The following is a 26,405-nucleotide window of genomic DNA, read 5'->3' as shown; positions in this document are numbered from 1 at the left end:
TTTGTCAGCTTTTTTGCAATGGTACTTCAAATTCAATAATTGATTCTCCATTCTCACCAATTCGTTCCACACTAATTCTATCAATTACACAATTTAACTTCTCATGAAAACTAGGAATATCCTTCGCTATTTCAGTTGCTAACTCCGCGCTATCTTTTCTCCCAACTGTTACATGTGGTATGTATGGAATGTCTCTTTTCAAAAATCGTAATAAGGGGCCTGTATACAATTTATCATGTAGTTTTTCTATTTGTTCTTTTCCTTGCTCAATTCCTAAAAATAAATAGCCTCCTATACTAGTTACACCACTTGCAAACTTAATCTCAATTGTACCTATCCCTTTTGCTAGATTCGAAATATGTGATTTCAATTCATCATTTGAAATATTACCTTCAAAAGGAAATACAATTGTTATGTGGGGAGGAATTAAACCAAATAAAGGATCGTGTATTTCTCTAATATTTTCTATCTCATCAGTAGACATGTTAGTTAGAAAAAGTAAAATTGTACGCATTTTTATATCCCCCACTCTCCTCAATTTTTTATATTTATCATATTGCATGGTAGCTTGCACTTCAACAAGTTATTTCACTTACATAGAAAAATAAAAAACTTCTCAAATGAGAAGTTTTCATATAGCATGATTATTATTTTCTCGCCAAACTTTCCTGAATTTTATATAACAAGCAATTCTCCACGGAATAATATAAGACACCGCAACGACGTAAAATAATAAACCAATTATTTGCGGATCTAAGCCAACGATATATTGTCTTGAACTATATCTTAAAATAACAATTCCGATAAAAGTAATTAAAAAGGCAGCACTTTTTTTCGTATAAATGTTTCCGTCTTCTCTTCGCTCATAGTTTGTTAGAAATATAAGTGGGATTGCGAAAATCACCCCAATGGATGCTGCTATAGTCACTTGTACTATAGCTGGATGTACTGGACCAAAAAACAATAAAATACCCGGTGTTAAAAATAGTAATGGCCACAAAATACGTTTTCCCGTTCCCTTTATCGGCTTATACATAGAACGATAACGGCGCCAAAAAATTAGCAGTGCCACGCATAAAAAGACGGTTATTAGTGAAGAAGTATCTCCCATTGTCTTCCCTCTTTCTATAATAATCTAACAATATTTTAAACCGTTTGCTCAAATGAAACTTTACGAATAAATATACTACTAGTTATGATATATAGAATGGTTAATCCAATTGAAATCACAGTAAAATAGGGAATATCTATTAAAGATAGATCGCTTGTAAATAATAAACCTTTTATTCCTACCTCACCATAAAGCACACTGTTTGTTGTTAAAAAAAGTGTTCCACCAATCATAAGACCGATCCACTTAAATCGTTGTTTAAAAACAACTACTACTTGAAAGAAACATGCTGTCGTAACATAAAATAAAAATTGTAAAATAAACTGTTTTGCTAATAGTTCTCCAAAACTAGCATTCCCCACATTATATTTTATATCTTGTAAAAACATTACTTGAAGTAATGAAAATAGTCCGGATTGCAGTACAATATAACAAATCGCTCCGATAAAATATTGTATCCTTGTCACACCAAATGAAATGGCTAAACGAAATAAATCATCTTGTATGATGAAAGTACTCCCTATTATAAACATCATAATTGCTATAGAAGGATTATTGATAAATTCAGGTAAATAACCAATTTTCATTCCATATAAATTAACAGCATTCATAGCCCCTTTTATTAATAAAGCTGCGATCCAAAATATTAAAATTGCCTTATAATGAAAATTTATATGTAACTTCAACTGCTTCATTAACATCGTCATTTCACTTCACCACCAGTTATGTGAATAAATAGTTTTTGTAATGTAATTTCATCAACTGCTAATCCTTCTTTTTCAAGAGAGTAATAATCTTCATTAGTAAATTCTTCCCATATAACAGCAATGCCCTTATTTCCATAAACTTCTCGATTTATAACTTTTTTATTAATCGAAAACGCATCTACTTTATCTTTTTTTCCTGAAATTATATGCCCCTGCTGTAATAAATCTTCCACCGATGATTGAACAACTAGTCTTCCTTCTTTTATGATAATTACATCTTCAATAACATGGGTTACTTCTTCTACTAAATGTGTTGATAATATAATTGTTCGAGGATACTCACCGTAATCTTCTAATAGTAAACTATAAAATAACTCGCGATGTGCTGCGTCTAAACCAGTAGTTGGTTCATCAAAAATTGTAATTGGTGCCCTACTTGCTAATCCTTGAATAATTCCTACGACGGTTTGCATGCCATGTGATAGCTTATGGTATTTCTCTGTCATATTAAGCTGAAATTTATCTGCAAGTTCTGTAGCATACTTTCCATCCCAATTTTTATAAAACATGCTACACATCTTAAAGATTTCTTTTACTTTATAACTTAGATGAGCTTCTTCTTTCACTCTAACGAAACAAATATTTTGCATCGCTTTACTATTTTCAAAAACATTTTCACCAAATACAGCTACGCTTCCACTACTTGAAATAATTTGACCAGCAAGTATGTTTAATAATGTCGTTTTCCCCGCTCCGTTTCTTCCAAGCAAACCATATATTTTATGCTCTTCCAATGAAATAGTTACTTCGTTAACAGCTAATTTCTTTTTATATTTTTTAGACAAGTTTTTCGTTTCAAGTGCAATCATCCCTCTTTCCCCTCCTTCGTAATTTTGTGTATCATGTCCATCAATTCGTCTTTTGATATTTCTAGTACTTTTGCTTCTTCCCACACTTTAGGTAAATACTCAGTCATAAAAACATGCTGTCTTTTTTTTAGTACGACTTCTTTTGCTCCCTTTGTAACAAACATCCCGATCCCTCTCTTTTTATATAAAATCCCCTCATCTACTAGTAGATTTACTCCTTTTGCAGCTGTAGCCGGATTAATTTGTAACATCTTCGCAAATTGATTTGTCGACGGAACTTGTTCTTCTTCAAGTAATATGTCTTTTAAAATATCAGATTCAATTGTTTCTGCAATTTGTATGTATATTAACTTATTTTGTTCTAGAGTAGGTTTCACGATTTCACCACCTTAGGTTCATAGGTTCATTACTTATGTAATTAACCATAGCACAACGTTATATTTTTTTCCATAATTTTCATCAAAAAAAGAATCATTCGATACTGAATGACTCCCTTTAAAAAATGTCCGTATTTTCAATCGTAAAATAACCACATCTTCCTCCATATCACTTAGATTCCCGCACAGGATGTTCATTAAAAAATTGCTTTCGAAAATCTTTATTATTAACTAGCTTTTCTATTTTTTCTTGATTACCGTAAAAGAAATTCATTACGATTCCCTTATTCCATATAAGATCATCCTTTGGCAAATCATTAAATTCTTTATACAGTATGGGTAAAAGTTCTTCTCTTTTTAATGCAAAACTTTGATTTTCAATCTGAAACTCATACCCTTTCGCATTCGGTACTAAAACTGCAAGATAAATAGCATTAAAGAGAAAGTTCTTTTTCATCGTATCCTTTTCGTCAAACCAATAAGTCTCAATGATATCTTCTGTTAAGTTACCGTTCTTTTTCTCACCGTATTTCACCGCGATCTTCTCATTTTTCAAATTTATACTTTGAACTGTTTCACCACCAGGTAAGTTTGTAACAATTGCAAACACATCGGAATTATTTCCAACGTATGTCCCCGTATATTTTTTAAAAGCCCCAGGTTCAATATGTGATATTTCTTTTATTTGCTCCCCATTAGAACAAGCAGTAACAACTAATAAAATTGTTAGCATAATACCTGCTATTCTATTCATATAGTTCATTAGACACCACCAAGTTCTATTTATTATCCAATCTATACAATGTATCCTTTAAAAAACCCTTTTAAATATACGCATTTTAATCAAAATTAAAAATTTTCAATTTTTATGTTTACAATTATCCATTAATTGTATATAATTACTAACGTAAGAAAAATATTCTAAAAGGAGGTCGAAGGAAATGATGAAATTACAATTACATGCTTTAACTTTAGCGTTAACTGCATCTGTGTTTTTCGGACAATTAAATATGAATTCGACCACCCTAATGGAGAATTAAAAATCGTACTTTATTTCTTTTAATTCATAAATTCGCCACAGGAGGTCGTATACTTTCCTGTGGCTTTTTCACGCCCAGCCATAGGAGAACGACATCTTCCTGTGGCTTTTTTGTGCGATTTTTTAGTCTCATACATTATTTTTTAAAGAAAGGAGCAACATTCGATGACAATTAGCGTATTGTTTTTAAGTATTACGATTCAAAGAAATACACTTTCCAAAGCTGAAATTCTTCATAATGAGCAAATTACAAAAGCTATGAATGATGTTAAGGAGCGCCAAGTGCTTTATTGCGATCACCTGTAATTCCTTTTCGAAAGGAGGAATTCGTCTATGACTTTTCATATTTTCTTTTTTACGACAGCACTTCAGAAAAAACTTTATCTGAAGCTGAAATCTTTCGTAAACAACAATTAAAACAAACTATGGATAAAATAACGGACATTAAAAGTTCGTATTATACACAAATGTATTAAAAATATTTTTTAAAGGGGCAATTTCCTAATGAAATTCAAAGCTTTCTTTTTAACTATCACCATTCAAAAACGTAAATCTTCAAAAGCTGAAATCTTACGTGAACAACAAATTAAAATTATTATGGACGAAGTAAAAGAGCGTCAGTCCTCTTATTACAATCGCCTTTACTAAATAAATTATAAAGGGGTAATATCCTAATGAAATTTAAGGCTTTCTTTTTAACGATTACCATTCAAAAACGCAAATTTTCAAAAGATGAAATTTCTCGTGAGCAACAAATTAAAAACATTATGGATGATGTGAAAGAGCGCCAGTCCTCTTATTACAATCGTCTTTACTAAATAAATTATAAAGGGGTAATATCCTAATGAAATTCAAAGCTTTCTTTTTAACGATTACCATTCAAAAGCGTAAACTTTCAAGAGATGAAATTTCTCGTGAACAACAAATTAAAAATATTATGGATGATGTGAAAGAGCGCCAGTCCTCTTATTACAATCGTCTTTACTAAATAAATTATAAAGGGGTAAAAATCCAATGAAATTCAGAGTATTATTTTTAACGATTACCATTCAAAAAAATAAACTGTCTGAGTCTGATATGCTTCATGATCGACAAATTGAGCAGGCTATGTACAACGTAAAAGAGCGACAAAGTCATTATTGTAGTCACCTGTAATTCCTATTCGAAAGGAGGAATTCATGTATGAGGTTTCACCTTTTCTTTTTAACCATTACGATTCAAAAAGAAACTATATCTGCAAATGAAGTAAAACAAGAGGAACAGTATAAAAAGATTATAGATGAAATTCGTGATCGTAGAAGCAAGTACTACACTCGCCTATAATTGTTTGAACTTATATAAGAAATGAAAGGAGTCGATTATGATGTTAATAACGCGGTGTAAAGAAATGATTTGGATAGTTCAGAGGGATTCCACATAGTTTATAAAGTGAAACTTTAATCAGTGGGGGTTTTGTTCATCCCCCACTGATTATTAGCTCTCACCAATCGGGCGTTTACGCGCAGTTGATCTCCCACCTAACTTCTTTTTTCTTCACCTGAATTTTGAGGTGGGAGTTTTACTGCCCACAAATAGCGGGATAAAGTTTATTTAACAAAAATTCACCGCCTGATTTGATGTGTAAAAAATATACAATAATAAGTATTTCATACACTAAAAAATAAAAGATACACCCCTTTTTATTAAGCGGTGTATCTTTCTCAACATATTCTATTTCCGTTTACTTCGTTTCGTCTTAAACAATCTCACTAAGTTCGAAACAACTGTTTTTGTTACCGCATAAGCTGGTACTGCTAAAATCATCCCGATAATTCCCGCGAAATTACCTACCCCTAAAATAAGGATGATAATTGTCAACGGATGGATATTTAATTTTGAACTCATAATACGCGGTGAAATGATGTTACTTTCAAACTGTTGTACGATTGTTACTATAATAATTACGTACAGAGCTTGCATCGGAGATACGAACAGACCTATAATGACAGCTGGTGCTGCTCCGATAAATGGACCTAAGTTCGGAATTATATTTGTAAATGCTGCGATAATTCCTAAAACGAAAGCATACGGTAAACCGATGATTAAATAACCAGTAAATGTAAAGGCACCAATAAACATACAAACGAGCGCTTGACCTTGAATATATGCAGATAATGTTTCGTTCGTTTCCTTTATGATACGAAGTCCTTCTTCACGGTAAGACTCTGGTAATACACTAACAGCTTTTCCTGGAAATGCATGTCCATCTTTAAACATATAAAATAAAATGAACGGTACTGTAAAGATAACTAACGCCACGTTCGTGATAATACCAAATAAAGCCGTTGCACTCGACGTAAGTGTGTTTGGTATTTCCTTTAAGTATTCAATTGCATTTTTCTCAATTGTCTCAATGGAAACGTAGTTTTGTGTAGATAGCCATTCAAATAATCTATGATGGGATAGATCTTGTATGTATACTTTTCCCTCTTTTATGTAAGTCGGCATATTTTTCACTAAATCCATTAACTGTTGTGAGATGGTTGGAACAACTACTCCAATAGCAACTCCAGTTAATGTAATGATAAAAAGGTACAGTAGTAAGATCGCTAAACCTCTAGGTACTTTTTTATTCTCCAAAAAGACTAACAATGGGTTAAATATGAAGTATAAAAATAACGCGATTAAAATTGGGAAAAATAATGTTGATATGAAGATACCAATCGGTTGAAATAGAAACGATATTTTTGTGCAAATAAATATAATTCCTACAACCATCAGCACTTCTAATGTCCAAAAGTGCACTTTCGATTTCAAAAAACGTCCTCCTTTAAACTAGCACTTCTCTTCATTGTACCAAATTAAACTTAGATTTCACATAATATTTTCCTTTACAATATTCCAAAATCCCATTAAATACACTACAATGAGATTACAGACAAATTTGCAGGTAAAGGTGATAAATATGACACAATGCATCATTTGCAGAAAAGATACGAAAGAACTTAGTGAACAATATGTCATTCCAGAGATATTATGTGGATATTATTTCATAAACTCAATTTGTGATTCCTGTCATGAACATATGACAACAAATATTGACCGTCCTTTAATTAGACATAAATTAAGTCAATATAAGATTGAGCAAATGAAAAAACAAATCGACTCCCCTCTCTATACGAATGAACATGGTGAGGAGCTAGCAGCCGCTGAGACAGATGTAGTCGAAGTAAGTGATGAGATACTTTATTCCAATGCATTAATTATGAAACTATGTAAAAAGCACGATATTTCATTACATAATGAAATTTGGAAAGAAGAGCGCGTAACAAAAGTAGCTAGTTCTATTCAACGTGAATTGCTTTTAGATAACCGTAAATATAAAATGAGTGTATTAAAAATGGCTTATACTTTTGCTGTACAAACAATTGATGGCTACTTTGACGATCCAGATGCGATTGATATTTCTACCATTCTATTAAATGCCGATTTCATGGAATTAAAGGAAAAGAGTATCGTTCGTGACTTAAGCAAAAGCTCTTTATGGAATACATTAAATACAACGAGCGAAAACCATTACTTTATTTTACTTAGTGATAAAGACGGTCTATTCTGCTTCATTCGCCTATTTGATATTTTTGATGTTGTTGTTCATTTATCAGAAAAAAGATACAATCTTCCATCACCAATTGTCGGCGTAAATAATGTAGACCAAAAAGGATTTTTTGTGGAAAGTTTAAAACAGTATATGGATGGGCTATTTAAAGAAACCACACGTTCTATTTAATCCATATAGGAACATACGGTCTCCTTTCTTCATGAAAAGACACTGTGTTATAATGAGTGTGAAAAGAACAATACAATCACATAAAACAATTAAAACCTGTATATAAATAAAAAAGACTAGTGTGCGGCTACACACTAGTCCACGTAACTTAGCAGATTGGATTGTTCATTTATCCTATTTGTTTCGTACAAACACAACAACCCACTTTCTATAGGCATAGGTGGGTTGTTATTTTTTGAGCTTGTCAATTAAGACGACAATAAACGTTAACAATGCAATGAGAAACAGTCCACCTTGCAATAACAACGCAATTTCACTCACTTATTATCACCCCCCTCCTACTTTGGAGAAGTGATAATTGAACAACCAACCGTACCATAAGTTACCTCTTAATTTTATCATATTTTCTAATAGTTTACGATGAAAACCCGCAAGCTAGTAAGCTGCGAGTTTTTTTATTTTTCATGTAGAAAAAATCTCTTTCTGTTTAAATATAGTCTCCGTTTCTAAAATCATTTGAGGTAAGAAGACATGAATTGTATCCGTTAATACGTTAAGAGCTTCTTTCACATAACCATTTTCAAATTGATCTAATGACTCAGGTAATTCGACTTCATCTAATATGAAATACTCACCATTAGGAAGAACCATAATATCAATGATTAAATCTTCAAATGTTACTAACTCATTTCCTACATGTGTGTTTTTTATGATATTAAAATATGACCCTAAATAATGCCCAGCATCATCTCTCCATATGTATAGGTTATACGGACGATCTTCCCAATAATATGCGGTTGTATAACTACCTTTAGGAATAGTTAATTTTATTTCGTTTGCTGTCATAGTAAAAGGGTACTGTACCTCATGAAATAGTACGATTCTCTTCGGTTGTGCTTCTACTAATAAACAAACGTGATCTACAGTTGTAGAATCATAACGTATTTTTCTTTCTATAATTTCAATCCTTGATGTACGTAAACAATTCATTTTTTAGTTACCCCTTTTATCATATAGTCCGTTTTTAATTATATCCTTTACGCTCCTGATTAAGAAAGTATACCGTATTCCGCATCATAAAAACTCCTTCTATAATGGAAGGAGTTAATGAACTACTACTATTTTATTAACCACAATTCATATATGGTCTTTTATTTTTTTCAATACAAACTCCATATACACCAAACGCACGATGATATTTAGGAGCTTTACTCATGTTTTAACTTTCCCTTAACTACATCATAAAATTTCCGTTCATCGTCTACATTTAAGTGAATACGACTTACTGTTTTAGAAAATCCATATAACAACTGCGCTTTAATTGGCTCTTTTAACGTTATTTCAAAAGTTGGAGGTTCCTTTATAAATTCCATAACAGTTGCGTCAAGAACCTCTTTCTCTTCTTCTTTCGTTAAAGATTCGCCTTTATAAAACACAATGTTATCAATTTGTGTAAATGGTAAAACGATTTTCTTTCCTAATCCAATTTGAATGATCACTTTTTCTTCCACAACGATAATTGGATTTTTACGCATCGCTTGTATTTCAGCTAAAAAATAAAATATCGCATATATGTTTAAGATGAGTAAAACCCAAGCTATTACTGGATTCCATTGATGAAGTAAATAATGAAAACCGATACTTTCAATTAATGTTGCATGAATAATCATGATATAAACACCTATTGCACCGGTCTTTTTATGATATGAGTATGTGAATTCACTTTCTAATACTTTTACACGCCATGATAAAAAAGCATAATAGAGTAACTTACACTCTGTAAGAATGATATTTACTGCCTTACTTCTCTTCATATTAGCATCAAACGCTGCATCAATCGCATAAGAAAATGAAGAATACTCACTTCTATATTCTTTATATCGTTTTATTATTTTAGGAAGTACTCTTATAATTTTATATATAAGAAACAGTTCAAAACATACGAACACAATTTCTCCAGCAACTATTACATACGAAACAAATGAAAAAGCTTGTAAATAATCACTAGGAATTATAAATCTTGCGAATACATATCCAGCTATAACTACAGGAAACATATACGTTAACGAATATCTTTTCCGTATAATAAAGAAATATGTGATGACTGGAATTACAAACATAAAATCTAATAATGAACCGAGGACTACTTCTTTCGGGGCAGCTGGCACTATTGGAAGGGCATACAATAGATAGTTTGATAACATAATTAAAGATACGAGTCCAATCCAAATGCCTTTTTTCCTTCGTGAAATTGATGGATTCATTCCTTCTCTCCTCTATTCAAAAACCTCATTTAAATGGTCTTTATAAAATGAAATAGCACGTTCAAATTCTTTTATCTCATCTACTTTCACAACTGTCTCTAACAGTAATTTCATCGCTTCTTCATGTTCGTTTACGTTATATTTTGCTAATGATAAAAACACTTTCATCACGTCATTTTCCGGGAACTTCTTTATCCCTGCTTCTAATACAGTAATCGCTTTATCATATTCCCCTATACAACGATACGTACTGCCAAGACCGATATACGCACCGCAAAGGGATTCACCATCAAGTCCGTTCGCAATTGCCTGTTCATAATACGGAACCGCCTCCGTTTCAAGACCCATTACATCATGTATCCAAGCGCATTGATATAGTACTTCTGCATCCCTCGTAAAGTTTGTTAATCCTATAAGTATCTCTCTAGACTGCGCATATTTCTTTTCATTTCTAAGTTTAATAGCTTGCTTTAATAAATGTTCCATACAATCCACTCCTCACAAAATGTTCATTATGCATATATCATGTATTACACATTTACGAGCAGCTAATGGCCTATTTCATTGATTTGATTCAATTTAATATTAACTCCATTATATACTATGCGACTGCATCTCTTTCTAAAAGCTTAAATCTACATAGTAGTGATACGATTACATAAATGCTCTAACATATTGACAATTTCTTTTGCAGTTTCATCTTTCCCATTACATAACTTCACATTACCGTCTTGTCCAATAACGTGATGCACAGCACCGTGAGAATATAAAGAATGCGGTGAGTTTGCTACCATTACACTTGCTTTTGCATCTTCCATTCTTTTACTTGCTCTTTCAATAAGTTCTGCTTCATTTACGTCACTTTCAAGTTTAAAGCCAACGAGTATCGTTTCTGGATCCCAACTCTTTACTTGTTTTAATACTTTTGGCGCTTTTTGAAAATGAATAATTGGAGCGATGTCACTTGAAATCTTTCCGTTCATATTAAGAACATTTCCATCTTGATCACAAATCTTTTCGACAACCCAATCTGAGCCAGCAGCAGCCATAATAACTGCATCTACTTTTTCATGTGTAATAATACTTTTCATCTTATCTTGTAAATCAATAATCCCCTCAAATGGGTGCAATTCTAATTGGTTATTTACATCCATTGGCTTCTCAGCGAAATAGCCATGCAAATATATTACATGTGCGCCCTTTGTCATTAGCTCTTCCGCAATAATTCTTCCAATCGTACCTTTTGCTAAATTTGTATGTCCACGTACTTGATCCCATTTTTCTAGGCAGCCGCCGCTCGTAATTAATACTTTTTTCCCCTGCATAATAACCATCCCTTACTGATTTTTCGCACGAAACCACTCTGTTCCAAAGTCAACTGCATCACGCTGCCTCATAAAACGACACGTCGCATTCCCTATCTTCCCACGCGTAACTGTTCCTTTAAGCTCATATTCAACTCCGATTTCTACAAACGTATCAGAATCGTAATCCATTTCAACGAATTCTTTCCATACTCTTACACCTTCTTCTATAATAGGTGCTCCTACCTTTATTAACTCGCGTGCACCTGTACGTACCTCAGATAAATGTATAGACGTATTAGAGTCATAACCAACACCAAGTAATAATATGTATCCATCTAAATCGTATATTTTTCGTAATGGCGATTCTTCACCAAAACTTATGGAAAGTGAATGATTCGCTGTAATTTCTTCTGCGTGTTGCCCCCATGCTGCAAAACTACTGAGTGGATGATTACTGCGCAATACATTCGGATATGTACGAAAACATTCAACTACTTCTCCCATTGCCCTTGTTGGTGTTATACGTGGATCAAATGCTGGGACGTTATCCCGAATAATTTGCCACCATTCTTCTGGTACAGGTGGTCTTGACCAATGTTTTGGATCGGATAAATCCGAAGATTGCGTCGGCATAATTATCGTTCCTTCTTCTGTAACAACTTTCATTAACGCTTCTACTACGGCAACTGCACCGCCTGATATCCAACCGATTGAACTTAATGAAGAATGTACAATAACTGTCATTCCCTTTTCTATCCCTAATGCTTTTAAATCATTTGTAATTGTTTCGATTGTATTTGGAAATTGTGTATTCGCCACTATGTCATTCATTTTCACGATTGTTCCCCCATTTTGCTTTAAACTAATACATACATATATTATCATATTTTTCTTAATTTTTAACTTAATCATTTCAATTACTATACCTCTGTCGTTTTTATCATATCGGAAACAGTTAAATTATGGTGTATTTATTTAAAATTAATATAGAAAGGTGAACACAATCAAAAACTTTCAATCTAGCAATCTTAATTTATACTAATATGAAATAGCCCATCACAAATGATGAGCTATTTATTTTATTCATTCTCTAAATAACAATTAAACCTTTCTATCCCCGGGTATTTTTCACCCAAACTTTCAATCTTAAAGTTACATTTCTTGTAAAATCTGACTGCCTCTGTATCTGTCTCAGCCTCAATATATGTTAACTCATATTCCCTAATTATTTCTTTAATCATTTGAAGTGCAATTCCTTGATTACGATATTTTTCATCAACAGCTATGTGACACATTCTCGCTCTATTTGTATGAATTAGCACTATACCTATGCAACCCTTATTCCCATATTTATATAGCACTGCCTGATCATTTTTATACATTGAAACTGCTTTAAATAAGCTCGCTTCACTCGGACCGGTCGCATGCTTTAATACTTTTTTAATGGGATCTATTTCTAAATACTCAACACGTTGTAACATCCTATCTCCATCCTTTCTCATGAAAAAAGATTAGCTCTTTATTGAAAAAGAGCTAATCTCATTACGCCGTTATTTTCTCTTCTTTTTTCACAACTACAGCTACATAACTATGAAGTATCATTCCGACAATTACAAGACTCATTCCAACCCACGATAAAGAAGACGGAATTGGAGCCGATAACCAGATCAGCTCTCCTACTAATGCAAATAAAACTTCACCAGACTGTGTCGCCTCGACTGTTGCTAATTTTTGCGGATCATCTTTTACAAGATCTGTCGCAAAGAAGAATAATACCGTTGCGATTAACCCTGAACTAACTGCTACAATAAAACATTGGAAAACTTGACTACTTGACGGTAATCCGCCTGTTGATACTTCATAACCAGATAGTAAAAACCAAAATGGTAAACTTGCTAATGTCATACCGAGAACTCGTTGGAAGACATCTAATTCGCCCTTACATACTTGCATCATTTTTCTATTTCCAAGTGGATATGCAAACGCAGCAATGAGTACAGGAACCACACATAAAATGGTTTCACGAATCCCTAAAGAAGAAGCGTGTTCTACTTGCATAAGAACAACACCGAATAAAATAATGCCTGACATTACTAATTCTTTCATTGGAAGTTTTTTATGTAATGGATCTACCGCAAAAAATGGTGTTAACAAAATCCCTGCAACTATTGTAATTTGCCAAGTCGAAGCGACAAGCCACCCCGGTCCAAACGCACCCGCGAAACTAAGCGGTGCATAAAAGAGACCAAACCCTACAATACTCCATAACAACCACTCTTTCGGATTGTTTTTCATATATTGCAAGAGTTGTTTTAAATTCCCTCTATACATGACAATAAGTAGTAGCATTGGAACCATAAAGTAATACCGTAGTGATGCACTCCAAATCCAACTCCCGCCCCCTAAGTCCATCGACCGGTTTAACACAAAGGTAAAGGTAAAGAAAAACGATGCCAATATCCCTACTGCAATAGCTTTCATTATAAAACCCCTTATATAGTTTCTTTTTCTACTATATAACAAAATGAATATAATTAATATTCGAAAATTTAATCATACATGCGGTCTACTTCTATATAACTTTCGTAATCGACTAATATGAGCTTGATGGTACCGATTATGATCGGCTATATGCCATATTCCCCACCTTATAGTCGCATTTTCTCCCTTTTCATAAAAAACTTCTTGTGTTAAATCATTTTCTGTTAGTTTCATACATTCCTCATAAAACATATGTTGCACAGCTTCATAATCTTGCATTAATTCTTGTAATTTGTACTTTCTTAAACTAGGCAATTTTCCGATTTCATTTAACATTGGTCCATATTTATTTTCAAGTGCAGGCGGAACTCCCTCTCCTTTTAAACGGTACACCCAGTGTAAATCGACTACTGCTAAATGCTGAAGTAGCTGTCCAATGTTATTTTCATTATTTTCAGACCCTTTATAGGATAGTTCGTTCTTTTCAATACCTTCGACTAACCTTTGCAATCGTTTAAATGTATCAGTAACCGTTGCATACAAAATTGCCACGTTGGGGTTCATATCTTTTTCTAAATGGAGATCTTTCATGATAATATCCTTCCTTTAAAGAAACAACACCATATTTTCATCATCACTATACACACCATTCACCTTTATAGCTCTTTTTTCAATTCCATACGTTTTAAAGCCCATTGATTCATACAATTTTTTTGCTGGTTCGTTTGTAGATACAACACCTAATGTCAATTGCTCTAGTTTTATATCTCGCGCTCTTTGAATGGCATTTGTTATTAACTCACGTGCCAATCCGTTCCGCCTGTTTTGTGCATCTACATACATCGCAACGATATGACCTTTATGTTTATACGCCTCTCTCTCTTCTGTTAGTAAAGTGACAACTCCAACTAAATGATTTTCTTCATTAAATGCACCAAATGTACAACTAGTAGTAGCTGTTAAATTACTTTCCACTCGCTTAATAGGATTTTCCTGGCGAATCGCCTCTTCATAAGTTGTTACAAATGCCTCTGGATTTACTTGTAAAGCTTGTAAACGTAAGTCCCAATATTTTTCCGCATCTTCTTTCGTAAGTAATCGAATCATATTCATCCTGCCCCTTCAAGTTAACATAATATTTTTATAAGCTACTATTTAAAGATTGGTGTTCTTCTCTTAACATACTATAGCGATAACGATGAATGAACTTCCCTTTACGTAACCGATCATTTCTCATTATTCCTTCACAAACAAATCCTGCTTTTTCATAACTCTTTCTAGCTTGTAAATTATCTTCGTCTACTCGTAGCCAAATTTTTTCTAATTCGAATACAGAAAAGCCACTTTGTAACATACTGTATAGTGCTGCCATTCCATATCCTTTACCCCAATATTCTTTATTTCCAATGGCAATCCCTAGTTCAGCATTTTTATTTGTTTGATCAAAGTTTTTTAGGTCTATCCATCCAATGTGTATACCTTCCTTTGTAACGATAGCTCGTTGTTCATAACCATTCTTTCGACTTATGCATGCTTCAATCCATCTTCTCGTATCTTCACGAGTGAACGGTGGATATTGATCTGGTACAACTAAATGCTTTGTTACTTCTGTATCTAATGACCATTGATATCGATCTTCTACATCGTCTTGTGTCAATTCTCTTAATTGAACGAATGGTACATTCACTTTGCTATCCCCTTTTCATTTCCCTATAGAAAATCCTTCAAAAACTCTTCCTCCGTATTGATCTAGCGTATTTTCTATAAAACTAATTAATTCATTTTTCTCCTCTGTTTTATAAAAATGATCAAAAGCCGCTACAAAATGTTCTGCATATTGCTCGTCATACCTTCTTAACACCCTAATAAACCATTTTGAATTTCCAAGCCATTGACCATTTACTCTTAAAACATATTCATGTACTAAATCAGCTAATAAATTGGCGATGAACAATTCTTCTTCTCTCTTTGTTGCACCAATGAAGTCATCCAAAGTATCCGTAATAAAATAACGCTTCTGCTTCATCGTTTCTTCTGTCCATTTTTTTGGTCCTTTATTTAATAAATCATTCGCTTCTCTTTTAAGTATCTCTACAATTTCATCTTTTCCTTTTAGCACAATCCCTTCTGAAACTAATTGAGGTAATGAAGGTCTCCCGCGCTCACAATCACTTTTAAAAAAGGTTTTATACGTTTCAAAATTATGTACGAATACTTCAACAGGCCAGCCATTACTATAGAAAGATTCTCTATAACAAGATGACAAACTTTGGTCAAATATTACAATATCAAGGTCAGATGTTTTTGTAGCCTCTCCTCTAGCAACACTTCCCCCTAGTAAAGCAACATCACAATTCGAAAATTGTGATGTAATTATGCTTTGTGCCGCTTCCATTGGTTTCATAACCGTTCCCCTTTTCTTATTTCACTTTCTTTTTTTCAGCTCTTTCTCTCGCTTTTTTTATATACGGTTCTGCGTCTGGTGTTTTGCATGACGTTGCACCATGATCAACTTCTACTTTTCCAATTTCACGTGCAATTTCAATTGCTTGTTGCTCTAAAGCTTCATTTCGAATCCCTATCGCGATTAAAGCACTATTCATCGCTTCTTTTTTTCTATTTTTTTCATTATGTATATTTGCTTTAATTTCTTCTAGATACGGAGTGAAGAATTCATCATGTAACGTTTTATTTTTAATCGCTATATTTGCTAATAAAGACCAACCTGCTCTTCCAATCCATTCATCATCAGACTTCGTCCATTCTTCCATTCTTTCTATCGCGATTGGTGACGTACATATAGCTGTCATAAGAACGTCCATTAAACAATAGTAATCAACATCCTGAACCCATCTATTTAGTTGTTCTGACGTTAGTTTCTTCGGATCTAAAATCATCGTTGCTAAAGTCATTGCATCCATATTTTTTGTTTCCCATAATGAAATTGCTAAATCATGATCTTTTTTTATCTTCTTTTTTAACAATTTTAAATTTGCAAAACTAACTCCAAATAACGGCTCTTTCGCTCCGTGGTTTTTATACGTCTTACGAGTTTGTTCTGTCCCATACTCTTCTAGTTGCTGCATTACTTCTTCAAGTAACATATGCCCACCTCTTTTATGTTTTATGTTCACTTCATATATGTATGTACGATATATTCTACATTATTTTTTGGTTTTCCTATATTTATTTTTTAAATACGGTATGTGAAATTTTTATTGATTTTCTTTAAAACAACAAACATCCTCTTCCTTATTTTTCACACGGTTGTTCATTCACACTCTGTATACAATACTCCACAAGCGCATTCAACGGATTTATTATGTTCCTTCCTATTATATTTTCTACCCTTGTAGTAGCGTCTACCATAGATAATTGTGCAACTGAAAGCATTTCGCTTCTATCTTTCATAATTTCATATAAATATTTTTCTAATTTAACATCATGCTCTTCTTTACGCCCTTGCATAATTAACTCAAATATCCCTTCTATCACTTCTACTTTTACTTGTATGGATTTATTATTCTGCTGAGCGTATAGTCTTAAACGTTCCATCGTTCCTGAAACAGTACGGTTATTTGTAAATAGTATTGTCTGTGGCTCTTCAACCTGACAAATCATTTCAAAGAATGGCTCATCAATTTTCAATATAGGTATGTCTATTTTGAAATTCTCATCTAATAACGTGATATAATCTGTACAAGTTATTAAAAGTGTATCAACATCACTTTCAGCTATATACTTTATAATATCTTTTAAATTATTTCGTGCTTGTTCTCGTTCTATTTTTAGTCTGTGTGATAAGATTGGATCTACAAAATGGAGTATTTCTATTTCAAAAAATTGCAACGCTCGGTCAATGTATTCAATATTTGAATGATGAGCATGTAAACAAGCTAATTTTTTCATACTTATCCTCCCTTTCTAAAATAAAAAACGTGAATGAACCATTTTACATGCAGTTTCATACATTCAATTCTTGTTTCATTTTTTCAAACCTGCAAAACAGTGAAATCTTACATACTTTTTAACAAACTTTTTTGCGCTTGTAAAAAAGTTTTTTTGCATTTCCCCTCTAAAATTGCTAATATAGTAGAGTAGAACTTTTATAGAGAGTAGGAAAATTATGCACAATGGAATTCGGATGACAACTTTAGTGAAAAGGGCTCTGTTGATTTGCGTCGGGGTATTATTTACATACGAAGCTGCTTACGGATCAACACATATCGCTCTAGCAAGTACAGAGGATGAAGCGAAATCTGTTCAACTTGTAAGTGAAATTCAAACGTCCCTTGCTCCGAAAGAAGCTCCAAAGCACTATAACGGGCAAGTTAGAAAAGTCGCTTACTTAACATTTGACGATGGTCCTGGAAAATACACAGCTGAGCTTTTAGATATGTTAAAAAGTGAAAATGCAAAAGCAACATTTTTCCTAATTGGTTCAAACGTGAAAGCTTTCCCTGATCTTGTAAAACGTGAAAATACTGAAGGCCACTACGTTGGGATGCACAGTATGACTCATAACTACAAGAAGCTTTACACAGAAGGTCATTACGTTGATGAAATGAAAGAAGACCAAGGCTTAATCGCTGGCGTTCTAGGAAAATCACCAGTATTAACTCGTCCAGCTTACGGCTCAATGCCAGGATTAAATGAAGCCCTTCGCAACAAAGTTGTAGAAAATGGTTTAAAAGTTTGGGACTGGACAATTGATTCATTAGACTGGAAATACAACAAAATGCCAGTAGACGCTGCATCTGCTAAAATCGTAGAAAACGTTCTACATGGTGCTACAAACCCAACAGAAGTTATTCTAATGCACGATATTCATCCACAATCAGTTAAAGCAGTACCTGGAATTATTAAAGGGCTGAAAGAAAGAGGATATGAATTAGAAGCCTATAATGAGAACGAACACTTCCCATTAAACTTCTGGCATGATAATCGTATGTAATAAAAAGACTTGATTCCCTCTTGTAGGTTATCAAGTCTTTTTTTATCGTTTTGGGAATTTCCTTTGTTGCTCTTCAATAGAACGAATAATATTCTCCCTATCCTCTTGAGTTATACCGATAGAAAATTCGTATTCTTCTTCCTTACACCATGTGGGGTTAAGTTCCAGCGATAAGCGAATAACAATGTTAAACTCGCCTGCTTTTCCCCCCATAAATTCAAACGCTAAATTTGGTTCTATGAAATCTAGTTCGTTATATGTAGGGTTTGGTAAAGATTCAAACCATTTTATCATGTACTGTAAATCGTATGTTTGTAAAAAAGGATCCATCGTTTCAAAAACTTTATTTTCTTCTGATAGTTTCGCTGTTACTCTTAACCAATTTCTATCACACTCGTCTTTTGCATCTGCATATTGGTAATTTACAACCTCTAAATGTAATGATATTTTTTCATTTTGAAAATTCATGCATATCCCCCTTCTATCTCTGGATCTTTTGTTTTATAAATTTTTATTAATCCCGATACTTTAAATTATACTAGGTTATTTTAATCTTTTTTTAATACGGATAAATTGTTTGCATTTATTACCCTTTATACATAAAATAAATTTGATTTGCGATATAATCTGAACTAAAGTGAAGTCCATTCCTTATCCACCACATGATAATACCTACCAATGAAGCTGTTTTAATATCAACCGCAACATAATCATCAGGCAAATCCTTTTTCGTATTCTCTCTTCTCGTTTCTATTAACTCTTTTAAAAATAAAAATAGTTGCTCCTCAAATTGATTCATTTTAAATAATATAAATAAATAATTTCGATGGATATATAAATAATCAAGTAATTGTGTTAGCTTTTGTTTTTCTGATAAATCTTTTGCATGTATTAAATCAGCTATTTTATTTGAAAGTTCATTTGAAATCTCATTCGTGATTTGGTCTAGTAAATCTTGAATATCTTGATAATGTAAGTAAAAGGTTGTTCGGTTTAATCCTGCTTTTGTTGCGACTTTCTGAACCGTTAAACTTGAAATACTAGGATTCTCACACAGGAGAGAAAAAACAGCATTTTTAAACATTTCTCTTGAACGAACTGTACGAGGATCTTCTTTTTTAGGTGTAGACATTTTGAAACTCCTTTATAGATTTTCTCTTTACTTACTCGACAGTGCATACCTTCTATGTCGAGTAGTGAACATTTTCAACAAAACTGTTCATGGTCAAAGAAAATTTATTTTGTTACCATTAATTTTATCGACACAATGTCGATAAATCAAGACAACAATGAAGGAGTTTACCAATGCAAAAGGAAATATCAGAAAGAAATAAAAAAATTATATTAATTGTGCTCATTTCCGGTTGTTTTTTATCAACATTAAATCAGACGCTATTAAATGTAGCGATGAGTAATTTAATGGAAGTATTTGATGTTACAGCTGCAACCGTACAATGGCTATCAACAGGCTTTATGCTCATAAATGGCGTTCTAGTGCCAATTACTGCATTTTTAATGAAACGATTTACAACAAGGCAACTGTTTATTTGCTCGATGCTCTCTTTGTTTATCGGGACTGTTCTTTGTGCATGCGCCATGAATTTTGGCATTTTGTTAACAGGAAGAATGATTCAAGCAGTTGGAGCAGGAATTATTATGCCACTAATGATGACAGTTATTTTATATTTATACCCTAGTGAAAAACGTGGAAGTATTATGGGAACCATCGGTTTCGCCATAATTTTTGCGCCAGCCATCGCTCCAACATTATCTGGCTTTATTATTGAATATGTATCATGGAGATGGTTATTTATTGGATTCGCTCCATTTGTATTAATCGTTATTATTCTCGCGCTAAAATATTTAATGAATGTTGCTGAGACAACAAAAGCAAAATTAGATATCGTAAGTGTCATTTTATCAACGATTGGCTTTGGTTGTATTATATTTGGATTTAGTAGTGCAGGAAGTAAAGGATGGGATCATCCAGTTGTTATTACTACAATTATCATCGGAATAATTGTTACAACCCTATTCTGTTTACGTCAAATAAAGTCTAGCGATCCACTATTAAATTTATCCGTATTTAAGTATAAAATTTTCACTCTTACATCAGTCATTAACGTACTCATTACGATGATTATGTATGCTGATTTAATTCTTTTACCGATTTACTTGCAAAACGGACGAGGTTTTACTGCTTTTGAATCAGGTTTACTTCTATTACCTGGAGCTGTAATTAATGCATTCTTATCACCTATCACGGGTAAAATGTTTGATAAATATGGGGCAAAACCACTCTTTATTATAGGTTTAATATGTATCATTATATCGATGTGGGGTGTAATTGATTTGACCGAATCCACCACTTATATGTATTTAATGGTTCGTACCATTATTCTACGCATTGGACTAAGTTTCATTTCGATGCCTTTAAATACAGCAGGTTTAAACGCTTTACCAAGAGAACTGGGTTCACATGGTTCCGCAGTGAATAATACCGTACGTCAATTAGCAGGTGCTATAGGAACAGCAGTCATTATCACTGTGTATACAATTCAATCCACTTCACATACTTCACAGTTATCTAGTGAGAACGGAAGCATATCAACTATGCAAGTAACGAAATTAGCTTCTATCTTCAGCTCAAGTGATGCCTACGTATTTATGTTAGTCTTATCCTTTGTAGCTTTGATTATTGCATGTTTTATGCCTAAAAAAGTAGCACTCCAAAAATCCGAAAGTAAATCTTAAAACAAAAAATCCTACTCGTTTTCTATACGAGTAGGATTTTTTATTATTTATTTCGTTTCCCCGTCTTCAGTCGTCTTCACCTTCGTTTTATCTTTATCACGATTGTTATAGTTATATTTAGAAGGTTCTACCGGTGTAAATCCTTCTGGTGTGTAGAATCGCAATAAGTCACCGTTAACAACTTGGTCGGAGTATTTTAGTGATTTTTGAACCATTTGCTCATTTTGTTTTATTTCATCTGTAAATTCTACAGGTTTCCCAGTCGCTGTATCATAGTATTTGCCGTTAAGTGCAGTAACTGTTGGGCTTACGTAGTTACCGTTACGGAACGGAACGACTTGTTTATGCTCTGGTGATAATAAATCTGATCCGAATTGGACATAATTTTTCGTATCTGTACCTAGTAAGTGTAATAACGTTGGAAGAACGTCAATTTCTCCGCCGTATTGATGTTGTACGCCGCCTTCCATTCCTGGTACGCGAATGATTAATGGTACACGTTGTAATTGAGCATTTTCAAATGCGTTCATTTCTTTACCCATTATTTGAGACATTGCTGCACTATGATTATCTGAAATACCGTAATGATCACCGTACATAACGATAATTGAGTTATCGTATAGACCAGATTGTTTCAAGTAATCAATGAATCCTTTTACAGATTCATCTAAATAGCGTGCTGTTTGGAAGTACGTATCTACTGATGAATCACCTGTTTTAGCTGGTTCAATCGTTGCTTCCGCTTTATCAATCGGATAAGGGAAATGGTTCGATAACGTAATGAACTTCGTATAGAACGGTTGTTTCAACGTTTGTAATAACGGAATTGATTCATTAAAGAACGGTTTATCTTTTAAGCCATAGTTTACTACATCTTTTTCATTCATATCGTAGTATGACGCATCAAAGAATTTATTAAAACCAAATGATTTATAAACTTCATCACGGTTCCAGAATGTTTTGTAGTTACCGTGGAACACTGCTGATGTGTATCCTTGTTGTCCTAAAATAGCCGGTGCTGATTGATACGTGTTATGAGCTTTATTTGTAAAAACAGATCCTTGTGGTAATCCAAACATTGAGTTCTCTAACATGAACTCCGCATCAGATGTTTTCCCCTGTCCTGTTTGATGGAAGAAGTTATCAAAGTATAACGTATTCGCATCTTTTGTAAATGAGTTTAAGAATGGTGTAACCTCTTGACCATTTAGCTTGTAGTTTAGTAAAAAGTTTTGGAATGACTCTAAATGAATATAAATTACGTTCATTCCTTTTCCTTTACCGAAATACTCAGGGTTTGGACTTGCATAAGTTGATGAAAGATAGTTTCTAACTTCTGTCATATTATCTCCATCCGCTAATGCTCGTTCTGTTGATGCTTTCGCACTTTGAATACCATCATAAATCGTAAAGTTGTACGCCCCTAAATATTTCACGATATAATTGCGGTCAAATGTTCTTGTTAACAATTCAGGACGGTCAGATTCTGCCAGACCTAAGTTAACGCTAAATAATAAAATACCTGCTACAAATACTAGAGATAATTTATGCTTCGCAACACGGATTGGTTTAGGATTTACAAATTTCGTTGCGACTAAAACAATTAAAATGATTGTATCTAAGAAATATAGTGGATCATATAAGTGTAGCAATGCAAAAATACTACCACCTAAATCTCCAAAGTTATTCGATTGTGTTAATGTCGGGAACGTAATAAAGTCGCTGAAAAAGCGATAATATACTACGTTTGCGTATAAAAGTATAGACATTAGCAAATTAATAATAATTAACCAAATGTAAGCTCGTTTCCCTTTTGCGAATAGTGCGAGCCCTAAAAATAGAACTGCTGAGCTTAACGGGTTGAAAAACAGTAAGAACTTTTGGATTGTGTTCGATATCCCTAAATTAAATTCTGTCACATATGCGGCATATGTTTTTAACCAAAGTAAAATAACAGCAAATACGAAAAATCCAAAATGATTACTTAATACTCGTTTACTCTTCAATAAAAATTGTTGCATCTCTCCACCTCTTTTGATCATCCAAGGCTTATTTTATATAAGTCTGTCTCTCTATTCAATTTTTCTTCTTCAAATAGATTTTATTTGTTTAACTATATGAAGAATATTAGTAATTATAATTTGTAGCTTTTATTTATTCAACTATTTCTTTTTAAACATTTTGACCTTGGTTTCTATTTAACAAAATACATTTGTAACATTTCCTGTTTTCTCCCAGGGGCCCATCCACTAATTATGACTCCACAAACTATAATCCTTTATTTCCTCATTTGCAAACTAACCTATCTCCAATTTTGGTACATTCATGTAAACTACACTTTTTCGACTACCGTTTATCATCCTTTGTAGCTATTCCCTCTTCTTTTAACCAATTCTTTCAGTCCCATGAATATTACATTCCAACCATGCTCAGAGCCAGCATGACACCCCTTTAAAGCTTTTTCAATATCATATTTTGTCCAATCTTCTTCATGAGCAACGATAATATTTTGTGAAAATATCATTTTAAATCTTTGTTGTTTCTCTTTTATTTCAACTGTGATTTTATCTAATAATTCACTAAACTGCGGCGTTTTTAATGTAAATACTAATTTTTTTAGGACGATTCATTTCGATATATTCCCCAATTGCTCGATAATCTTTTCCGCCGCGATGATCAATAATTTCCCAACTCCCTCCTACTTCAGGAGTATTTCCCGTTACTTTATCCGTCCCTTCCAATGTAAAAAACCATTTCTTCATCATTTCAGGGTTTATCCACGCTTCAAAAATTTCTTACCATCGCTAATGTTATTTTTGAATAATTATTCATTTTAATCCTCCCCCCACTTTATATTAAAACGAATATTTGTTTACTTAAAAAACCCCCGCTCTCATAAAAGAAAGCGAGGGTTTTAATCATTTATTATTGACCTTTGTACATTGCATCAACTTGTTTTTGAAGTTCTTGACTTTCTAAGAACTCATCATACGTTGCTACCTTATCAACTACACCGTTTGGCGTTACTTCGATAATACGGTTTGCAATTGTTTGTACGAACTGATGGTCATGAGAAGTGAATAGTAATGTTCCTTTAAATGTGATTAAACCGTTGTTTAATGCTGTAATAGACTCAAGGTCTAAATGGTTCGTCGGATCATCAAGTGTTAATACGTTTGCACCGCTTAACATCATTTTAGATAACATACAACGAACTTTTTCTCCTCCAGATAAAACAGAAACATTTTTCTTTACTTCTTCACCAGAGAATAGCATACGGCCTAAGAAACCACGTAAGAAACTTTCTGACTCATCTTGTGGAGAGAACTGACGTAACCAATCAATTAAAGTGTAATCACTGTTCTCGAAGTACTCAGAGTTATCTCTTGGGAAATGAGCTTGAGATGTTGTTACACCCCATTTGAATGAACCGCTATCTGGCTCCATTTCACCCATAAGAATTTTAAATAATGTTGTCATCGCAATATCGTTACGTCCAATAAATGCAACTTTATCACCTTTATTTAAAGTGAAGTTCACATTATCTAATATTTTTTCGCCATCAATCGTTTTCGAAATACCTTCAACTGTTAATAGGTCATTTCCTACTTCACGTTCTGGTGTGAAACCAACGAACGGATAACGACGTGATGATGGTCTAATATCATCTAATGTAATTTTATCTAACAATTTTTTACGAGAAGTTGCCTGTTTCGCTTTAGATGCATTTGAGCTAAAGCGTGCAATAAAGTTTTGTAACTCTTTTACTTTTTCTTCTTTTTTCTTGTTAGAATCTTGCGTTAGTTTTAATGCTAATTGGCTTGATTCATACCAGAAGTCATAGTTACCAACGTATAATTGAATTTTACCGAAATCAAGGTCAGCCATGTGCGTACATACTTTATTTAAGAAGTGACGGTCATGGGATACAACGATAACTGTATTTTCAAAGTTCATTAAGAAGTTTTCTAACCATTGAATCGCTTTTAAGTCCAAATGGTTGGTAGGCTCATCTAGTAATAGAATGTCAGGTTGACCGAATAAAGCTTGAGCAAGTAATACTTTTACTTTCTCTGCCCCTGTTAATTCAGACATCTTTTTATCATGAATATCTTCACCAATACCTAATCCTTTTAGAAGGATTGCAGCTTCTGACTCAGCTTCCCAACCGTTTAGCTCAGCGAACTCACCTTCAAGTTCTGCAGCACGCATGCCATCTTCATCACTAAAGTCTTCTTTCATGTAAATTGCATTTTTCTCTTGCATTACTTTATAAAGACGTGTGTGACCCATCATTACTGTTTCTAGTGCAGGGAATTCTTCATATTCGAAGTGATTCTGTTTTAATACTGCTAGACGCTCACCTGGCGTAATATGTATGTCACCTGTTGATTGGTCAATTTCTCCAGATAAAATCTTTAGAAATGTTGATTTACCAGCACCGTTTGCTCCAATTAAACCGTAGCAATTACCTGGCGTGAATTTTATGTTAACATCTTCAAATAATTTGCGATCTGCGAAACGCAAACTAACGTTACTTACTGTAATCATTTGTGTCCTCCTACTAATACCGCTTATTTCAGCGTTTTCTCACCGATTGTCTTAAAAAATCGCATATTACGACTCAATTATTGTAGACTATAGCTATTATATAGTAGAAGCTGGATGAATAGCAACGGTTGATTAGCTTTCTACAACGAAATCGAATAGTTTTTATCCATTCCCCTAGCTATTTTTTGTATATCATCGACCTCTTTCTAATATCCCTATTCGCTT

36 protein-coding genes and 1 pseudogene are annotated in these 26,405 nt (G+C 33.3%); 10 read left to right on the top strand and 27 right to left on the bottom strand.

Features of this window, described 5'->3' with window-relative positions:
- Nucleotides 1-4: 4 nt before the first annotated feature.
- The 6 genes from JFU54_RS17015 to JFU54_RS16990 form a co-directional block, all read right to left on the bottom strand.
- Nucleotides 5-514: a 2'-5' RNA ligase family protein gene (locus JFU54_RS17015; protein WP_012261129.1), complete on the bottom strand. Its 510-nt coding sequence runs from the start codon at nucleotides 512-514 to the stop codon at nucleotides 5-7.
- 117 nt (nucleotides 515-631) lie between these two features.
- Nucleotides 632-1,111, bottom strand: coding sequence for a CcdC family protein (locus JFU54_RS17010; protein WP_012261130.1), 480 nt, complete (start codon nucleotides 1,109-1,111; stop codon nucleotides 632-634).
- A 35-nt stretch (nucleotides 1,112-1,146) separates the two neighbouring features.
- Nucleotides 1,147-1,818 (bottom strand): DUF4052 family protein, encoded by a 672-nt coding sequence (locus tag JFU54_RS17005; RefSeq protein ID WP_201065542.1) that lies wholly within the window; start codon nucleotides 1,816-1,818, stop codon nucleotides 1,147-1,149.
- Nucleotides 1,815-2,687, bottom strand: a complete 873-nt coding sequence (locus JFU54_RS17000; RefSeq protein WP_063219717.1) for an ABC transporter ATP-binding protein — start codon at nucleotides 2,685-2,687, stop codon at nucleotides 1,815-1,817. The genes JFU54_RS17005 and JFU54_RS17000 overlap by 4 nt, the downstream gene beginning before the upstream one ends.
- On the bottom strand, nucleotides 2,684-3,064 hold the full coding sequence (locus JFU54_RS16995) for a GntR family transcriptional regulator (RefSeq protein ID WP_000805181.1): 381 nt from the start codon (nucleotides 3,062-3,064) through the stop codon (nucleotides 2,684-2,686). The genes JFU54_RS17000 and JFU54_RS16995 overlap by 4 nt, the downstream gene beginning before the upstream one ends.
- Nucleotides 3,065-3,233: 169 nt before the next feature.
- Nucleotides 3,234-3,827 (bottom strand): DUF4825 domain-containing protein, encoded by a 594-nt coding sequence (locus JFU54_RS16990; RefSeq protein WP_201052340.1) that lies wholly within the window; start codon nucleotides 3,825-3,827, stop codon nucleotides 3,234-3,236.
- 441 nt (nucleotides 3,828-4,268) lie between these two features.
- Here JFU54_RS16990 and JFU54_RS16985 point away from each other — a divergent pair, with 441 nt between their 5' ends.
- The 7 genes and pseudogenes from JFU54_RS16985 (at nucleotide 4,269) to JFU54_RS16955 (ending at nucleotide 5,426) form a co-directional block, all read left to right on the top strand.
- Entirely contained in the window at nucleotides 4,269-4,409 is a 141-nt protein-coding gene (locus JFU54_RS16985) for a YrzI family small protein (protein WP_000156202.1), read from the top strand.
- A gap of 27 nt (nucleotides 4,410-4,436) precedes the next feature.
- Nucleotides 4,437-4,579, top strand: a pseudogene (locus JFU54_RS16980) (YrzI family small protein).
- A gap of 28 nt (nucleotides 4,580-4,607) precedes the next feature.
- Entirely contained in the window at nucleotides 4,608-4,751 is a 144-nt protein-coding gene (locus tag JFU54_RS16975) for a YrzI family small protein (protein WP_000668987.1), read from the top strand.
- Between the two features lie 26 nt (nucleotides 4,752-4,777).
- Nucleotides 4,778-4,921 (top strand): YrzI family small protein, encoded by a 144-nt coding sequence (locus JFU54_RS16970; RefSeq protein ID WP_193665318.1) that lies wholly within the window; start codon nucleotides 4,778-4,780, stop codon nucleotides 4,919-4,921.
- A gap of 26 nt (nucleotides 4,922-4,947) precedes the next feature.
- Nucleotides 4,948-5,091, top strand: coding sequence for a YrzI family small protein (locus JFU54_RS16965; RefSeq protein WP_002120145.1), 144 nt, complete (start codon nucleotides 4,948-4,950; stop codon nucleotides 5,089-5,091).
- 26 nt (nucleotides 5,092-5,117) lie between these two features.
- Nucleotides 5,118-5,258 carry a YrzI family small protein gene (locus tag JFU54_RS16960; RefSeq protein WP_000672237.1) on the top strand — a complete coding sequence of 47 codons (141 nt, stop codon included), beginning with the start codon at nucleotides 5,118-5,120 and terminating at the stop codon, nucleotides 5,256-5,258.
- 27 nt (nucleotides 5,259-5,285) lie between these two features.
- Entirely contained in the window at nucleotides 5,286-5,426 is a 141-nt protein-coding gene (locus JFU54_RS16955) for a YrzI family small protein (RefSeq protein ID WP_002189927.1), read from the top strand.
- A 387-nt stretch (nucleotides 5,427-5,813) separates the two neighbouring features.
- Here JFU54_RS16955 and JFU54_RS16950 read toward each other — a convergent pair whose 3' ends face one another.
- On the bottom strand, nucleotides 5,814-6,899 hold the full coding sequence (locus JFU54_RS16950) for an AI-2E family transporter (protein ID WP_000837889.1): 1,086 nt from the start codon (nucleotides 6,897-6,899) through the stop codon (nucleotides 5,814-5,816).
- 148 nt (nucleotides 6,900-7,047) lie between these two features.
- Here JFU54_RS16950 and JFU54_RS16945 point away from each other — a divergent pair, with 148 nt between their 5' ends.
- Nucleotides 7,048-7,869: an HNH endonuclease gene (locus JFU54_RS16945; RefSeq protein WP_012261134.1), complete on the top strand. Its 822-nt coding sequence runs from the start codon at nucleotides 7,048-7,050 to the stop codon at nucleotides 7,867-7,869.
- A 228-nt stretch (nucleotides 7,870-8,097) separates the two neighbouring features.
- On the opposite strand, the gene JFU54_RS29805 is transcribed toward JFU54_RS16945, so the two are convergent.
- The 14 genes from JFU54_RS29805 to JFU54_RS16880 form a co-directional block, all read right to left on the bottom strand.
- A complete protein-coding gene (locus JFU54_RS29805; RefSeq protein WP_001289318.1) occupies nucleotides 8,098-8,190 on the bottom strand; it encodes a putative holin-like toxin in 93 nt (30 codons plus the stop codon).
- A gap of 141 nt (nucleotides 8,191-8,331) precedes the next feature.
- Complete coding sequence (locus JFU54_RS16940) at nucleotides 8,332-8,859, bottom strand: ribonuclease FAU-1 family protein (protein ID WP_002013419.1); 528 nt, start codon at nucleotides 8,857-8,859, stop codon at nucleotides 8,332-8,334.
- Between the two features lie 218 nt (nucleotides 8,860-9,077).
- Nucleotides 9,078-10,133, bottom strand: a complete 1,056-nt coding sequence (locus JFU54_RS16935; protein ID WP_201065539.1) for a hypothetical protein — start codon at nucleotides 10,131-10,133, stop codon at nucleotides 9,078-9,080.
- 12 nt (nucleotides 10,134-10,145) lie between these two features.
- Nucleotides 10,146-10,619, bottom strand: a complete 474-nt coding sequence (locus JFU54_RS16930) for a tetratricopeptide repeat protein (RefSeq protein WP_002084932.1) — start codon at nucleotides 10,617-10,619, stop codon at nucleotides 10,146-10,148.
- Between the two features lie 149 nt (nucleotides 10,620-10,768).
- Nucleotides 10,769-11,458, bottom strand: a complete 690-nt coding sequence (locus JFU54_RS16925; protein WP_063218658.1) for a phosphopantothenoylcysteine decarboxylase domain-containing protein — start codon at nucleotides 11,456-11,458, stop codon at nucleotides 10,769-10,771.
- A gap of 12 nt (nucleotides 11,459-11,470) precedes the next feature.
- Nucleotides 11,471-12,271 (bottom strand): AAC(3) family N-acetyltransferase, encoded by an 801-nt coding sequence (locus JFU54_RS16920; protein WP_125930143.1) that lies wholly within the window; start codon nucleotides 12,269-12,271, stop codon nucleotides 11,471-11,473.
- A 248-nt stretch (nucleotides 12,272-12,519) separates the two neighbouring features.
- Entirely contained in the window at nucleotides 12,520-12,921 is a 402-nt protein-coding gene (locus JFU54_RS16915; RefSeq protein WP_201065536.1) for a GNAT family N-acetyltransferase, read from the bottom strand.
- A gap of 61 nt (nucleotides 12,922-12,982) precedes the next feature.
- On the bottom strand, nucleotides 12,983-13,921 hold the full coding sequence (locus JFU54_RS16910) for a DMT family transporter (RefSeq protein WP_201065532.1): 939 nt from the start codon (nucleotides 13,919-13,921) through the stop codon (nucleotides 12,983-12,985).
- A gap of 72 nt (nucleotides 13,922-13,993) precedes the next feature.
- Nucleotides 13,994-14,512: a DinB family protein gene (locus JFU54_RS16905; RefSeq protein WP_201065530.1), complete on the bottom strand. Its 519-nt coding sequence runs from the start codon at nucleotides 14,510-14,512 to the stop codon at nucleotides 13,994-13,996.
- 15 nt (nucleotides 14,513-14,527) lie between these two features.
- Entirely contained in the window at nucleotides 14,528-15,028 is a 501-nt protein-coding gene (locus JFU54_RS16900; protein ID WP_002032747.1) for a GNAT family N-acetyltransferase, read from the bottom strand.
- A 34-nt stretch (nucleotides 15,029-15,062) separates the two neighbouring features.
- On the bottom strand, nucleotides 15,063-15,608 hold the full coding sequence (locus JFU54_RS16895) for a GNAT family N-acetyltransferase (protein WP_063218662.1): 546 nt from the start codon (nucleotides 15,606-15,608) through the stop codon (nucleotides 15,063-15,065).
- 15 nt (nucleotides 15,609-15,623) lie between these two features.
- Nucleotides 15,624-16,325 (bottom strand): nucleotidyltransferase domain-containing protein, encoded by a 702-nt coding sequence (locus JFU54_RS16890; RefSeq protein WP_063218663.1) that lies wholly within the window; start codon nucleotides 16,323-16,325, stop codon nucleotides 15,624-15,626.
- 16 nt (nucleotides 16,326-16,341) lie between these two features.
- Entirely contained in the window at nucleotides 16,342-17,025 is a 684-nt protein-coding gene (locus JFU54_RS16885; RefSeq protein ID WP_063218664.1) for a DNA alkylation repair protein, read from the bottom strand.
- A gap of 148 nt (nucleotides 17,026-17,173) precedes the next feature.
- A complete protein-coding gene (locus JFU54_RS16880) occupies nucleotides 17,174-17,830 on the bottom strand; it encodes a hypothetical protein (protein ID WP_063218665.1) in 657 nt (218 codons plus the stop codon).
- A 217-nt stretch (nucleotides 17,831-18,047) separates the two neighbouring features.
- On the opposite strand from JFU54_RS16880, the gene JFU54_RS16875 reads away from it, so the two are divergent.
- Entirely contained in the window at nucleotides 18,048-18,875 is an 828-nt protein-coding gene (locus JFU54_RS16875; RefSeq protein ID WP_012261145.1) for a peptidoglycan-N-acetylglucosamine deacetylase, read from the top strand.
- A 42-nt stretch (nucleotides 18,876-18,917) separates the two neighbouring features.
- Here the strand turns inward: JFU54_RS16875 and JFU54_RS16870 are convergent, their stop codons facing one another.
- Nucleotides 18,918-19,343 carry a WapI family immunity protein gene (locus JFU54_RS16870; protein ID WP_201065528.1) on the bottom strand — a complete coding sequence of 142 codons (426 nt, stop codon included), beginning with the start codon at nucleotides 19,341-19,343 and terminating at the stop codon, nucleotides 18,918-18,920.
- 118 nt (nucleotides 19,344-19,461) lie between these two features.
- Nucleotides 19,462-20,007, bottom strand: coding sequence for a TetR/AcrR family transcriptional regulator (locus tag JFU54_RS16865; RefSeq protein WP_002013396.1), 546 nt, complete (start codon nucleotides 20,005-20,007; stop codon nucleotides 19,462-19,464).
- 173 nt (nucleotides 20,008-20,180) lie between these two features.
- On the opposite strand from JFU54_RS16865, the gene JFU54_RS16860 reads away from it, so the two are divergent.
- A complete protein-coding gene (locus tag JFU54_RS16860) occupies nucleotides 20,181-21,629 on the top strand; it encodes a DHA2 family efflux MFS transporter permease subunit (protein WP_002032762.1) in 1,449 nt (482 codons plus the stop codon).
- Between the two features lie 47 nt (nucleotides 21,630-21,676).
- On the opposite strand, the gene ltaS is transcribed toward JFU54_RS16860, so the two are convergent.
- The 4 genes from ltaS to JFU54_RS16840 form a co-directional block, all read right to left on the bottom strand.
- Entirely contained in the window at nucleotides 21,677-23,650 is a 1,974-nt protein-coding gene (gene ltaS / locus JFU54_RS16855) for a lipoteichoic acid synthase (RefSeq protein WP_012261147.1), read from the bottom strand.
- Between the two features lie 335 nt (nucleotides 23,651-23,985).
- A complete protein-coding gene (locus JFU54_RS16850) occupies nucleotides 23,986-24,153 on the bottom strand; it encodes an ATPase (protein WP_088035389.1) in 168 nt (55 codons plus the stop codon).
- 55 nt (nucleotides 24,154-24,208) lie between these two features.
- The gene (locus tag JFU54_RS16845; protein ID WP_002142226.1) at nucleotides 24,209-24,394 is read right to left on the bottom strand and encodes an SRPBCC family protein; all 186 of its coding nucleotides are present in this window, start codon (nucleotides 24,392-24,394) and stop codon (nucleotides 24,209-24,211) included.
- A gap of 160 nt (nucleotides 24,395-24,554) precedes the next feature.
- Complete coding sequence (locus JFU54_RS16840) at nucleotides 24,555-26,180, bottom strand: ABC-F family ATP-binding cassette domain-containing protein (protein WP_002032778.1); 1,626 nt, start codon at nucleotides 26,178-26,180, stop codon at nucleotides 24,555-24,557.
- Between the last annotated feature and the right edge of the window lie 225 nt (nucleotides 26,181-26,405).

Origin of the sequence: Bacillus sp. TH19 (assembly GCF_016651075.1) — a bacterium.
GTDB lineage: Bacteria > Bacillota > Bacilli > Bacillales > Bacillaceae_G > Bacillus_A > Bacillus_A mycoides.
This window is presented reverse-complemented; position numbering and strand designations above follow the sequence as displayed.